The 12,223-nt window shown below is 71.1% G+C and carries 15 protein-coding genes; 7 read left to right on the top strand and 8 right to left on the bottom strand.

Annotation, left to right across the window (positions count from 1 at the left end; all coding sequences use genetic code 11):
• The first annotated feature begins 56 nt into the window (after nucleotides 1–56).
• Nucleotides 57–647: an alpha/beta family hydrolase gene (locus ACIBKY_RS09100; protein ID WP_397095729.1), complete on the top strand. Its 591-nt coding sequence runs from the start codon at nucleotides 57–59 to the stop codon at nucleotides 645–647.
• A 1-nt stretch (nucleotide 648) separates the two neighbouring features.
• Here the strand turns inward: ACIBKY_RS09100 and ACIBKY_RS09095 are convergent, their stop codons facing one another.
• Nucleotides 649–840, bottom strand: a complete 192-nt coding sequence (locus tag ACIBKY_RS09095; RefSeq protein ID WP_184963175.1) for a DUF5999 family protein — start codon at nucleotides 838–840, stop codon at nucleotides 649–651.
• A 213-nt stretch (nucleotides 841–1,053) separates the two neighbouring features.
• A complete protein-coding gene (locus ACIBKY_RS09090) occupies nucleotides 1,054–1,614 on the bottom strand; it encodes a TetR/AcrR family transcriptional regulator C-terminal domain-containing protein (protein ID WP_379623095.1) in 561 nt (186 codons plus the stop codon).
• 106 nt (nucleotides 1,615–1,720) lie between these two features.
• Here ACIBKY_RS09090 and ACIBKY_RS09085 point away from each other — a divergent pair, with 106 nt between their 5' ends.
• A complete protein-coding gene (locus tag ACIBKY_RS09085; RefSeq protein WP_397095727.1) occupies nucleotides 1,721–2,119 on the top strand; it encodes a hypothetical protein in 399 nt (132 codons plus the stop codon).
• A gap of 90 nt (nucleotides 2,120–2,209) precedes the next feature.
• On the opposite strand, the gene ACIBKY_RS09080 is transcribed toward ACIBKY_RS09085, so the two are convergent.
• Together ACIBKY_RS09080 and ACIBKY_RS09075 are read right to left on the bottom strand one after the other, a co-directional pair.
• The gene (locus tag ACIBKY_RS09080; RefSeq protein ID WP_397095726.1) at nucleotides 2,210–3,274 is read right to left on the bottom strand and encodes a P1 family peptidase; all 1,065 of its coding nucleotides are present in this window, start codon (nucleotides 3,272–3,274) and stop codon (nucleotides 2,210–2,212) included.
• 127 nt (nucleotides 3,275–3,401) lie between these two features.
• Nucleotides 3,402–4,094 (bottom strand): alpha/beta fold hydrolase, encoded by a 693-nt coding sequence (locus ACIBKY_RS09075; RefSeq protein ID WP_397095725.1) that lies wholly within the window; start codon nucleotides 4,092–4,094, stop codon nucleotides 3,402–3,404.
• 61 nt (nucleotides 4,095–4,155) lie between these two features.
• Between ACIBKY_RS09075 and ACIBKY_RS09070 the strand changes: the two genes are divergently transcribed.
• Entirely contained in the window at nucleotides 4,156–4,302 is a 147-nt protein-coding gene (locus ACIBKY_RS09070; RefSeq protein ID WP_397095724.1) for a hypothetical protein, read from the top strand.
• Nucleotides 4,303–4,488: 186 nt separating this feature from the next.
• Here the strand turns inward: ACIBKY_RS09070 and ACIBKY_RS09065 are convergent, their stop codons facing one another.
• On the bottom strand, nucleotides 4,489–5,910 hold the full coding sequence (locus ACIBKY_RS09065) for a hypothetical protein (RefSeq protein WP_397095723.1): 1,422 nt from the start codon (nucleotides 5,908–5,910) through the stop codon (nucleotides 4,489–4,491).
• A 107-nt stretch (nucleotides 5,911–6,017) separates the two neighbouring features.
• On the opposite strand from ACIBKY_RS09065, the gene ACIBKY_RS09060 reads away from it, so the two are divergent.
• Both ACIBKY_RS09060 and ACIBKY_RS09055 read left to right on the top strand, forming a co-directional pair.
• Nucleotides 6,018–6,521: a MarR family winged helix-turn-helix transcriptional regulator gene (locus ACIBKY_RS09060; protein ID WP_397095722.1), complete on the top strand. Its 504-nt coding sequence runs from the start codon at nucleotides 6,018–6,020 to the stop codon at nucleotides 6,519–6,521.
• Entirely contained in the window at nucleotides 6,518–7,447 is a 930-nt protein-coding gene (locus tag ACIBKY_RS09055; RefSeq protein ID WP_397095721.1) for a DMT family transporter, read from the top strand. The genes ACIBKY_RS09060 and ACIBKY_RS09055 overlap by 4 nt, the downstream gene beginning before the upstream one ends.
• On the opposite strand, the gene ACIBKY_RS09050 is transcribed toward ACIBKY_RS09055, so the two are convergent.
• The 3 genes from ACIBKY_RS09050 to ACIBKY_RS09040 all read right to left on the bottom strand — a co-directional run bounded on the left by ACIBKY_RS09050 (nucleotide 7,444) and on the right by ACIBKY_RS09040 (nucleotide 9,851).
• Entirely contained in the window at nucleotides 7,444–7,647 is a 204-nt protein-coding gene (locus ACIBKY_RS09050; RefSeq protein WP_184963150.1) for a cold-shock protein, read from the bottom strand. The two genes, ACIBKY_RS09055 and ACIBKY_RS09050, sit on opposite strands and share 4 nt — an antisense overlap.
• Nucleotides 7,648–7,880: 233 nt before the next feature.
• The gene (locus ACIBKY_RS09045) at nucleotides 7,881–8,231 is read right to left on the bottom strand and encodes an STAS domain-containing protein (protein ID WP_397095720.1); all 351 of its coding nucleotides are present in this window, start codon (nucleotides 8,229–8,231) and stop codon (nucleotides 7,881–7,883) included.
• Nucleotides 8,232–8,243: 12 nt separating this feature from the next.
• Complete coding sequence (locus ACIBKY_RS09040; protein ID WP_397095718.1) at nucleotides 8,244–9,851, bottom strand: PucR family transcriptional regulator; 1,608 nt, start codon at nucleotides 9,849–9,851, stop codon at nucleotides 8,244–8,246.
• A 146-nt stretch (nucleotides 9,852–9,997) separates the two neighbouring features.
• On the opposite strand from ACIBKY_RS09040, the gene ACIBKY_RS09035 reads away from it, so the two are divergent.
• A complete protein-coding gene (locus ACIBKY_RS09035; protein WP_397095716.1) occupies nucleotides 9,998–11,101 on the top strand; it encodes a serine hydrolase domain-containing protein in 1,104 nt (367 codons plus the stop codon).
• Nucleotides 11,102–11,344: 243 nt separating this feature from the next.
• Entirely contained in the window at nucleotides 11,345–12,223 is an 879-nt protein-coding gene (locus tag ACIBKY_RS09030; protein WP_397095714.1) for a hypothetical protein, read from the top strand.

Genomic DNA, 12,223 nt, shown 5'->3' with positions numbered 1-12,223 from the left:
GCCGTCATCCCACCTGAGAGCCAGGTCGCGCCTCCTCCCGGAGTACCGTTGGCGCCATGGAGATCACCACTGCGCGCGGTCCCGCGCGGGTCGACCTCGACGAGGTCCGGCGGCCGAAGCTGCTGCTGGTGCTGACGCACGGTTCCGCGGGCACGGTGGACGCGCCCGACCTGCTGGCGGTGCGCGAGCACGCGCTGGCCGCGGGTGTGAGCGTGGCCAGGGTGACGCAGCCGTTCCGGCTGGCGGGGGCCAGGGCGCCGGGCTCGCCCGAGCGGCAGGACGAGGCATGGGAGATCGTCGTGGCGGCGCTGGCCGCACGTTTTCCCGGCCTGCCGCTGGTGCAGGGCGGGCGGAGCAACGGGGCCCGGGTGGCCTGCCGTACGGCGCTGCGGGCAGGCGCGGCGGCCGTGGTGGCGCTGGCGTTTCCGCTGCATCCGCCGGGGAGGCCGGAACGTTCCAGGGCGGGGGAGCTGCGCGAGGCGGGCGTCGACGTGCTCGTGGTCAACGGGGACCGGGACCCGTTCGGGGTGCCGGACCCGGCAGACGCCGCTGAGCTGGTCGTCCTGCCGGGGGAGGGACATGATCTGAAGAAGGACCCCGAAAAGGTGGGCGAGATCGTCGCCCGCTGGATCGTGCGTTACGCGTAGGTCAGGCGGCGCCCACGGCGGGGCGGTGGGGTGCGATGACGATGCCGCCGGGCAGGAGCTCCCCGGTGTCCTCGAACAGGACGACGCCGTTGCAGAGGAGGCTCCACCCCTGCTCGGGGTGGCAGGCGAGGGTTCTTGCTGCCTCGCGGTCGGGCGCCTCGGCAGACGGGCAGACCGGGTCGTGCGGGCACATCGGCGTGCCTCCGATATCTCGTGGATGGCTCCCATGTCGCACTGAGCTGACGGGGAGCGGCTCGGGCTTGTTCGTTTCTAGCAAGTGTGCGACGTGGGTCACACAAACCGACATAGCCCGTTCGGGCGGTTAGTGGAGGGTGCCCCGGGTGAGTCTGTGACCTACGACACAGCGTGTCTTAAGCAGGATAACGGTCCAAGCGCGACACGCCGACTAAATTTGCAGTCCTTTGATGAGTGCGTCGAGGCCGCGCTCGAAGTCGGCGTCGGCCCGCTCGTCGCGGCGGGTCCAGGTGTCGACCTCGGGATCGGCCCAGCCGGACTGCTGGACCTCGACCGCGACGCTGCCGAAGACGAAGGCGCGCATGGTCCGTACGGCCTCGGCGGCGGCGGGAAGGCCGGCGTCGGCCAGCTGCTCGGTCTGGTCCCTGATCGAGACCGTGGTGGCGCCCTTGGGCGGCTTGGTCAGGGCGAGGGCGAGCACCCCGGGGTGGTCGCGCAGCGCCTCGCGCCCGGCCCTGCACCAGGCCTTGGCCGTCTCCTGCCAGCTCGAACCCGCCTCGACCCGGACGGCGGTGACGTGCTCGGCCAGGGCGTCCATCAGCGCGTCCTTGCCGCGGGGCAGGTGGTGGTAGATGGCCATGGCCTCCACCTCCAGCGCGTCGCCGAGGCGGCGCATGGTCAGCCTGCGCAGGCCCTGGCTGTCGGCGATGTGCAGCGCGGCGTCGATGATGCGCTCGCGGGACAGGGGTACGGGCGGTCGCTTCGCGGGCATGTAAGAAATCTACTATGTAAAGGCGCCGGGGCGGGTCCGATTACGGCCCGTGTCCCGCGACGGCGTACGCTACGCCTGATACGCAGCGTTGAGAAAGGCAGAGTCGATGGCGTTTTTCCGTCCCCGGGTGAGCCGCGAGGCCGAGGTGCGCTACCACGCGGACATCGAGATCTCCAAGACCTTCCCGGAGCTGCTGGCCAAGGCCCGCGAGGCCGAGCTGACCGTGCGTGAGCTGCGGGCCGCCGACGTCGACGACATCGAGCTGCTGGCCGCGGGCCGTGCCTTCGACAAGGCGCTGACCGAGGCGTTGCGCGGGGCGGAGGCGGGCCAGCGGGCCACGTTCGGCGTCAAGGCCTACGACGACCGCATCGCCCGCCGCAAGGCCAAGGCCACGCCCGCCGGGGCCGAGTGGAGCGCCGAAGTGGAGCGCCTGCGCACGCTGCGCGAGGAGAACCGCCTGTGGGGCATGCCCCGCGTGCCGCGCGCGATTCCGGCCGCGTACTGACAAGCCCTGGCGGGGGTACGGCGGCGCCGTACCCCAGCGGTGGTGGTGTACCCCAGTGGTGACGCCGTATCCCGGCGCCCGGGAGTGGCTTCAGCGGGAGAGCAGTTCCGCCAGCCGGTCGAGTGGCAGGGCGGGGGAGCGGTGGCCGTCGCGGCCGATGCTCTCCTCGGCGCCGGTCAGCGCGTTGAGCACCGCCTCCTCCACCGCCTCGACGACGGCCGTGTAGAAGGGGTCCATGCGGCCCCACGGCACGAACCGCAGCGTCTCGTAGTCGTCACCGGCGGCGAACCCGCTGGCCAGCGCCCCCTCGTTGGCGGTGGAGAAGGCCAGGAAGATGTCGCCGGAGAAGTGGCTGCCGGTGGTCCCGGTCCTGGCCAGGCCCATCGGCACCCGGCGCGCCAGCGCCTTGCACTGGCCGGGCAGCAGCGGCGCGTCCGTGGCCACCACGACGATCACCGAGCCCGCGCCCGCCCGTGCCCGCGCGTGCTCCTCCATGGGGTTGTCGTCGAGAAGGTCCTGCCCGACGCGCACCCCGGCCACGGTCAGCTCGGATCGTCTGCCGAAGTTGGCCTGGACGAACGCGCCGACCGTGTACGTGTCGGCGGCGTGCTCGACCAGGCGTGAGGCGGTGCCCGAGCCGCCCTTGAATCCGTAGCAGTTCATGCCGGTGCCGCCGCCGGTGTTGCCTTCGGCGACCGGCCCGCCGGCGGCCGACTCGATGGCCTGGCCGGCGTGCTCAGGGCGGACGTGGGGGCCGTTGATGTCGTTGAGGTAGCCGTCCCAGGTCTCGGCCACGACCGGCAGCAGCCACTCGGCGCCGAGCGCGGGATGGGCGGCGACGACCCAGTCGATGACGCCGCGGTGCACGGTGCCGACGGCGTGGGTGTTGGTGATCGCGACGGGCAGCGTCAGCGCGCCGCTCTCCTCGATCCACGTCACGCCGGTCATCTCGCCGTTGCCGTTGAGCGAGTAGACGCCCGCCGCGCACGGCATGCCCACCCCGTCGCGGCCTCGGGGCAGGATGGCGGTGACCCCGGTGCGGGCCGCGCCCTCGGTCAGCGTGACGTAGCCGACCTGGACACCGGGGACGTCGGTGATGGCGTTGGCGGGACCGGGGCGGCCCTGCAGGGCGATGGGAAGCTCACGAGCGCGCACCCGGCCATCCTACGGAAGGCGATCACCGGGAGAACAGGGGCGCGATCCGGTCGCCGGCGGGGCCCGGCCTTCATGTCCTGCGCCGCGGGGCCGGACGGCGTCGGGAACGCCGGGCGGCCGCCGTGGGCTAATCCCGTGGGACGCCGGCCCAGTCAGTGGCGAGGCGGGTGAACAGCTCGGGTTGTTCGAGGTTCCAGATGTGCCCGGCGCCCGGGATGACGCGCAGTTCCGCCTGGGGGAGTCCGGCGGCCAGGACCTCGGCGGGTGCGATGTTGGCCTTGTCCTTCTCGCCGACGAGTACCAGGGCGGGTGCCTTGATCTCGGCGAGCCTGGGCCGCAGGTCGAGCTCGCCCAGCTCGCGCAGCCCGGTGAGCAGCGCCGCCTTGCCCGCCGTGCGCAGGTCCTCGGCGGCGGTCGCGGTGTGCTCGGGGCGGCCGCCGGAGTACATGCCCTTCATCATCGACACGATCATCCCGGCCGGCAGCAGCCCCATCACGGTGCGCTGGAGGCCGTCGCCGCCGGTCGGGGCCGCCACGCCGCCGGACAGGACGAGGCTCGCGACCTTCTCCGGTTCGGCCAGGGCCGTCAGGAGGGCGACGCTCACCGATCCGGAGATCCCGACGAGGTGGACCTGCTCCTCGGCGGCGAGCAGCTCGCGGACCGAGCGCACGGCGGCGTCCAGGGAGAACGGGCCGGGGCTGGAGCCGTGGCCGGGCAGGTCGGGGGTGAGCACCCGGTGCCGCGGGGACAGTTCGGCGACCTGGGGAGACCAGGCCCGCCCGCTGGAGCCGAAGGCATGGAGAAGCACAAGCGTAGACATAAGGCTCCAAACCGGTTCATATGACCAGAAAAACTGTTGGACCGGGAGGATAGCCCAGTTCATGGCGTTCGGCGACGCACCAGCCGGCCGGCGCGGCGGCCGTTCCGGCTCGCGGTGGCGTTCGACCACCGGCCCGGCCGCCACCGTGACCGCCTTCCTCACCGACCGGGCGCTGCCGGCGTACACCGGAGAACGGAAGCCCGGCTGATCACCGAAACCCCGGTACCCCCACCCCGTTGATCCCCAACGGTCCCGAGACGACCGTGCGGGCGGCCAGGAGGCCGGCGGCGAACCTGCGCGAGCGGCACTGATCCACGGCTCCCGCGTGGGAAGGCCTGACCTCGCGGACCGGGGCGGGCACGGCCGGTGGTGATGCGGCCGTGCCCGTCCCGGGTCACCGCACGGCGCCGGACCTCGTCAGGAGATCCTGGTACCACGCGGCGTCCGGGTGGTCCGTCGCCGGATAGCTGGCCAGCGGCGTGGTCGCGTTGCCCGCCGCGTTGAAGCCCCACCCGCGCACCAGCCGCCCGGCCTGCCGGGAGGAGATCATGAACGAGGAGGCGCTCGCGGGTGCCGCGTAGAACAGCGCGTCCTGCTGGAGTTCGGCGCTGTTGCCCTGCTGGAACTCGATGAAGGCGGTCTGCCGGTAGCGGATGCGCGCGCCGGTGTGCCGGTCGGTGTCCACGCGCAGGGTCTGGGCCGGGGTCGGTCCGTCGGCGCCGGTCCACACGCGCACGCGGGAGGAGCCGCTGACGGAGGTGCTCTTGTCGTAGCGGGGGTCGGAGGTCCTGGCGTTGCCGCTCCAGGCGACCGATCGGGCTCCGGCGTCGAAGGTGCCGTTCCACGTCCAGTTCTGGCTGTTCGCCTGGCTGCGGTGGATCTCCCGCAGTTGGGTGCCCGCCGGGTCGGTGAACCTGACCGTCGGCAGGACGCCGTTGTCGTAGCGGTTCGAGGCCGACCAGGTGATCTCGCCGTCGGCGGCGAGACGGCCCACGCGGTACCAGAGCGTGGTCGCGTTCTGCGACTGGTGGACCTCGACCAGGTCGCCGTGGTCATTGAGGGTGACGGCCGGGGTCACGCCGCTGTCGTACCTGCCGTGGCGCAGCCAGGTGACGCGGCCGTCGGCGCCGTACACGCCGGACCAGTACCAGAGGTCCCCGGAACCCGAGTCGTGCACCTCGACGACCTGCCCGCGGCCGTTGATCGCGACGGCCGGGTTGTGGCCGACGTCGCGCTTGTACTGGGCCCGGGTCCCGCCGTCGCCGGAGATCACCGGGAGCACCCGGCCGCGCAGCGCGTCGACCGTGGGCGGCTGCGCGGGGTAGTCCTTGGCCTGCATCAGGCGCGGCCCGAAGACGGAGGTGAGCTCGTCGTTGAGCGCGGCCAGGTTGCCCGCGGCGTAGGAGCCGTTGTCGGTCAGGTTGTCCTTGACGTCCAGCGCGACGACGATCGGCGCGGCCTCCGGGTGCTGCGCGGACCAGTTGTTGATCACGGTGAGCCAGTCGCGCAGGTTGTTGGAGCCGGGGTTGCCCGTTTGGTGGTCGACCTCGTCGCCGGGGGAGTCGTGGCCGACGGAGTAGTCGCGGGAGGTGGCGTAGCCGTTGTCGTGGATGTCGAGCTCGATGAAGCGTATGCCGCGGTCGAGCTGGTGGGGGATCGACTTCCTGGCGCCGCCGATGTCGCCGGAATAGCTGTTGTGCGTGGCGCGGAAGATCGCCGAGGGTAACGGCTGGTCGGCCTCGGCTTGGGCGGGCCCGCCGTACAGGATGGGCGTGACGAGGGCGCATAAGGCCAGGACGGTGCGGGGTCGGGGCATCCGGAGATCCTCACGTCGGGAATCTCTCCCGACAATACGATCACCGGCTCCGGCGGGCCACCCCCGGACACTTTATATGACTGACTCAGTCAGCTATTATGGAGAGCATGGACGACAGATCAGTGAACCTCGTCAGCGCTCTGGTCGTCGGGCTCGCCGACGAACTGGACGAGGCCACGCGGCGCGTCACCGCCCAGGGCGCCACCGGAGCCTCGGCCCTGGCGACGATCCTGGCCGTGCCGGGCGAGCACGTCGACGAGCTGAGCCGGGTGCTCGGCATCACCGGCTCGGGGACGGTCCGCCTGGTCGACCGGCTGGCCGCCGAAGGCCTGGTCGAACGGCGTCCGGGACGTGACCGGCGCAGCGTGTCGCTGTGGCTGACCGAACGCGGCACCGAGATGGCCACGGCGATCGTGGCCGGGCGGCGGGCCGTCCTGCGAAGGGCGCTCGGCACGCTCACCGGCGAACAGGAACGGCAGCTGACCGGCATCGTCGAACAGGTGCTGACCACCCTGGCCGTCAGCCGCGAGCGCGCCGACCGCATCTGCCGCCTCTGCGACTACGTCGCCTGCCCGCAAGATGACTGCCCCGTAGAACGGTCGGTGTCATGAACCGCACGCTCCTGATCGTCGCCGCGGTGGGCTGGGGCGCCGCGACGACCGCCACCAAGTACGCCCTGGACGGCTTCGGCCCGCTCACCCTGCTGGTCGTCAAGCTCGCCGCCGCGACAACCGTGCTCTGGGTGATCCTGCTCCTGCGCGGCCGGCGCGACGGCACGCCCGGTCAGTGGCGGTTCGCGCTGCTCGGCCTGTTCGAGCCCGCGCTCGCCTACGGCGGACTCACGCTGGGCCTGACCTTCACCACGGCCACGAACGCCTCGCTGCTCGGGGCGAGCGAGTCCGCCTTCGTCCTGGTGCTGGCGGCGATGTTCCTGAAGGAACGCATCCGCGGCAGGTCCGTGCTCGGGCTGGTGCTGGCGCTGCTCGGTGTCCTGGCACTCGACGGCGGCGCCTTCGGCGGCGGCTTCGGGAGCGGCTTCAACGTCGGCGACCTGATCGTGCTCGGCGGCTCCCTGGCCGCGGCCGTCTACGTCACGCTCGCCGCCAGGACCGCGCCGGCCGTGGACGCGCTCACGATGACGACCTACCAGTTCACCTACGCCACGGCGCTCGTGCTGCCGCTGGCGCTGTGGCCGTGGATGAGTGGCCGCGAACCGCTGCCCACCGACGTCGCGGCGCCGTACTGGCTGGCCGCGATCTTCGTGGGCGGGGTCTGCTTCGCGCTCGGCTTCGTGCTCTACAACCACGCGATCAGGCACATTCCCGCCGGTACGGCAGGCGTGATCCTCAACATGGTCCCGGTGATCGGCGTCCTGACGGCCGTGGCCTTCCTGGGCGAGGCGCTCACCGTCTGGCACGTGGCCGGGGCGGCGCTGGTCGTGGCCGGGATCATGCTCTTCCCCGCGGTCAAGGGGGACCAACGAGCCGGGGCCCGCATCCATCGGATGCGAGCCCCGGCCTTCGTGCGTACCGACTAGGCGGGAACGATGTTCTCCGCCTGCGGGCCCTTCTGGCCCTGGGTGATGTCGAACGACACCTTCTGGCCCTCACGCAGCTCGCGGAAGCCGCCCTGAGAGACGATCTGCGAGTAGTGCGCGAAGACGTCCGGACCGCCCTCGTGCTCGATGAAGCCGAAGCCCTTGTCCGCGTTGAACCACTTGACAGTTCCGACGGCCATGTCTATCTCCCTTTGATAGGTGTGCAGAACCGGCATCCGTACCTACGGATTCCGAGTTGCCGCGATGTGCCCATCCGGAGATGACCGGCAACAAAAAACGCACCTGACCAATCACGTTCGCCAGGTGCGCCAAAAGTTTGTATGGGGTACCACAACTGCAACTGGCAACGACTGTATCAGGCCCTTGGACTGCCTGCGGTAAAAAGCGGTTAACGGGGGTCCCGTGTCGTGAGTCAGGCTTCGAGCTCGTCCACGGCCTCCCGCAGGCTGCCGCGCAGTTCGGCCCGATCCGTCAGGCCGTGCCGTTCGATGGCCCGCGAGATCGGCGGGTTGACAGCCGCCATGATCAGGCGGAGGTCCCGGCGCGCCGCGTGCTTCATGGCGGCGATGATCGCCCCCATGCCCTGGATGTCGCAGGCCGGAACCCTCGCGAGGTCGAGGATGACGGTGGGCGTCTCCCGCTCGTCGACGGCCGCGATCGCCTCCCCCAGCCGCATCGCTGCGCCGCTGCCCAGCGGCCCGGACAGGTGGATGACGACGCCGCGCGCGAAGGTCGTCACGGAGACACCGAGCTCGTCCGTCATGGGGTCACATCCCTACCAGCCGACCTGGTCGCCGAGCCGCAATCGTAGCCACAGCACCAGGCGTTCGTCCGGGTCGGCGAGGTCGAAGCCGAAGATCTCCTCGGCGCGCGAAAGCCGGTAGCGGATCGTGTTCGGGTGCACCGACAGCCGCTGGGAGGCGGCGGCGAAATCGCCGTCGGCGTCCAGGTAGGCGAGGAGGGTGTCGGCGTAGGTGGTGCCGTGCTCGAGATCGTGGGCGCGGACCGCCGGCCCGAGGCTGCGGGGCAGGGCGTCGTGCGCGGCCAGGATCTGGGCCAGCGCCGACAGCGTCGCGCCCGCCCACACCTCGTCGATCGTGGCGACCTGGCACGGCCGGTGCTCGCCCGGCCGGTCGGTCAGGGCGCGCAGGACGAGGTCGGCGTCGGCGCGTGAGCTCGCGATCGAGCGCAGCCCCGGCACGAGCGAGCCGAGCCCGGCCTGGATCGGCACCCGCAGCGCGCCGTGGGCCCGCCGGGCGATGTCGGCGACGAGTTCGTGGTGCGCCTTCGGCGACGGCCCGCTCGGCAGCAGCGCGTAGACGGTGCCGTCGATCAGGGCGCAGCCGTGCCTGCCGTAGTGGGCCTCGCAGTGCAGGCTTACCAGGTCGGCGAGCCGGGTGGCCGCGTGCGCCGCGAGAACGTCGTCGGCCTTGCTCGACACGACGGCGAACGCGGCCACCGCGACCGGCAGGTTCGGGTCCAGGCCGAGCTGCGGCGCGACCGCGGTGACACTGCTCGGGTCGGCCAGCAGCCGCCGCAGCAGATCCGCGCGCCTGCGCCGCACGGCGTCGTCGGCTGTACGCGCCGCGAGCAGGTGCAGCGAGACGATGTCGGCCACATCGGAGAGCGCCTGTTCGGCGGCGGCGTCCAGCGAGCCTTCCGCGTCGACGACCCAGATCGAGCCCAGTTCCTCGTTGCCCGCGCGGACCACAACGCCGAGACGGGGAAGCCCGCCGCGAAAGGCCGGGAACCGGCAGGTACGCCCCGCCTTGACCAGCGCGCGGTAGACCTCGTCGTAGTCCGGGCCGTCCGGCACCTGCAGGCCGAGGATGCCCTGGCGGCGGCCCTCGTCGATGGCCTGCCCCGGCAGGGTCGAGTACGCGAGGATGCGCCGGTGCGGATCCTCGATCACGGTGGCGCCGCCGACCATGCCCGCGATCGCGTTGGCCAGGGCGAACAGATCGCCGACCGCCGGCGCTCCCGCGGCCCGCTCGAAGCGGACCGTGGAGGCGAGGGCCGTGGAGATCATGGCGTCCAGGTGATGCCAGGCGACCGCCTCGTCGGCGGCGAGCAGGACGATTCCCGAGCGCTGCGCGGCTTCGGCCAGTTCGGCGGCCGGTTCGCCGAAGCTCTTCACCACCAGGCAGGCGTAGCCGACGCCGGCCGCCGCGTCCACGAGCTCCTTCGCCCGCGTCTCGGCCGTGCCCACGCCGACGGCCAGCAGGATCGCGTCCCTGACGGACGGCAGCGGGGCGCGCGGCTCGAAGATGAGCACGCCGGAGACCGGCACCGGTCCTTCGGGCAGCACGGTCAACGGGCGCAGCAGCGAAGAGCCCAGCGCGTCCAGGACTTGGGCGAGATCGGGTACTCCGGTGTCGAGCATCCTCACCTCTTTGGCCGGCCGTACAAAGCATGCACGGAATGTCTGGACGGGCACCGAATGCGGACGGTCAGGTCAGCGGCGACGCTGGCTGCATGCACGTGCCGTGGGCATCCGCCTTACGCGGGAGTATCGTCAAAGGAGACAATATGCGAGGTGTTCTCGTGGCCTTCGTGGTCACGGCCTCCCTGGTGGCCACGCCGTCCGCCGCGTCGGCCGTGACGTCACGGTGTGACACCCGGCCCATCCGCACGGCGCTGAAGGCGCTGGAGAGGGTCGGCGCGGGGATCGCGGTCACGGTGAAGAGCCCGCGCTGCGGCGTCTGGACCGGCGGCGTCGGCCTCGCCGACCGCAGGACCGGCCGCAAGGTCACCGGCGACGAGCACAGCCGCATCGGCAGCGACACCAAGACCTGGACGGCCACGGTCGTGCTGCAGCTCGCCGGCGAGGGCAGACTCACGCTGGACGACACCGTCGAGCGCCATCTGCCGGGCCTCATCCGCACCAAGGACTACGACGGCCGCGAGATCACGATCCGCCAGCTTCTGCAGCACACCAGCGGCCTGCCCGACTACCTGGCCGCGCCGTTCTGGGAAGACGAGGAAGAGCACCGCTGGGACCACATCGAGCCCCTGCAGACGGTGGAGCAGGCGCTGCCCCTGCCCCCGCCCGAGAGGACCCCGTCGGGCTTCGCCTACTCCAACACCAACTACAACCTGGCCGGGCTGATCGTCACGAAGATCACCGGCCGCGGTATCGGCGATGAGATCAGGCGGCGCATCATCAAGCCGCTCCGGCTGCGCGGGACCTCCTGGCCCGGCGACCGGATCACCATCCCCAAGCCCGACCTGCGGGGTTACGTCAAGAAGGGCGGGAAGCTGGTGGACAAGACGGAGTGGAACACCTCGGAGGCCGACGCGTCGGGCGCGCTGATCTCGACCGGCGCCGACACGACCGCCTTCTGGAGCGCGCTGATGACCGGCAAGCTGCTGGCCCCGGCCCAGCTCGCCGAGATGAAGAAGACCATCAAGGATGACTTCGGCCAGGACTACGGCCTGGGCGTCGAGGGCTACCGGCACACCCCCGGCCTGGTCACGTGGGGACACAGCGGCAGTATGGCCAGCGGCCACAAGTTCAGGAACGCCATCACGGACGACGGGCGGCGGGCCGTCACTCTGCTGATCGGCTCGGACTCGTTCAACTCGGACAAGGTCGACTCCATCATCGGCACCCTCATCCGCGACCTCCGCTAGCCGGAACGCCGGCGACCCCGCCCGGGACGTCCCCGGCGGGGTCCGTGCCGTCCCGCTGGCTCCTGCTTGCTCCCGCTAGCGTCGGCGGGCTTCCGGGTCTGCTCAAGCCCGCCACCGGCTGCGGCACGGCCGTGACCAGGCGCTGGCGCGCGGCTGGAGTGTTGCCTCGCTGATCCGGCTGCGGAAGCGCGCTTCAGGCGCGTTCAGGTTCGCTTCAGCTTGTAGTGGCGACAGTGAAGCCCCATGACCAACTCCCGAGCGCCGCTCATGATTGCTGCGGCCCTGCTGGCGGCCCTTGCCGGATGCTCCACCTCCGGTGAGACCGGGGCGGCCGCCTCACCCTCCGCGGATCCCGCCAACAACGCCAACAAGCAGCGCCAGCACCAGGCCCAGCTGGCCACCTGCATGAAAGGCAAGGGGTTCACCTATCACCCCGTCGTGACCATGCCCAAACTCCCGGACGCCATCAAGCAGGAAATGTCCGGCGACTACCAGGGCATGCGGAAATATCGTGAAAAGTACGGTTTCGGCTTCGCCGCCTCCTTCGTCTACCCCAACGACGGCGTCGGCCGGATGGCGATGCGGACGAAGGAGATGGACGGAGCCGGCGACGACCCCAACGGAAAGGTCATCGCCGGACTGCCGAAGGCCCAGCGGGACGCCTACTTCGATGCGATGGGCTCCTGCACGCTGGTGATGATCAACAAGGTCACCGGCAAGAACATGAAGTCGATGGAGGAGGTCTCCAAGGCCCAGGGCGAGATGCTGAAGCAGATCATCGCCCGTGAGATCGACGGCGACCCCAAGCTGGTGGAGCTGGCCGGCGCGTTCGCCGACTGCCTGAAGGGCAAGGGCTACCGGACCTCCTCGCAGCGCCCCTCGGACATCGCGCGCAGCACCGAGGAACCGTTCATGCAGGAGTTCGGCAAGCTCGGCCAGGGCAAGACGCCCACCGCCGACCAGGCGCGGCCCCTGCTGCAGCGCGAGATCAAGGCCTCCCTGGAGGACCTGGAGTGCGGCAAGGACTTCTACGCCGCCTACCGGCCCAAGGCGAACGGGGTCTACGAGAAGGCCCAGTTCCTGCCCGGCGTGGGCATGATGATGGCGACGGTTGCGAGCTAG

It is taken from the genome of Nonomuraea sp. NPDC050394 (assembly GCF_044459065.1).
Classification (GTDB): Bacteria; Actinomycetota; Actinomycetes; order Streptosporangiales; family Streptosporangiaceae; genus Nonomuraea.
Note: the sequence above shows the minus strand (reverse complement) of the source record. Positions and strands in the feature narration are given on the sequence as shown.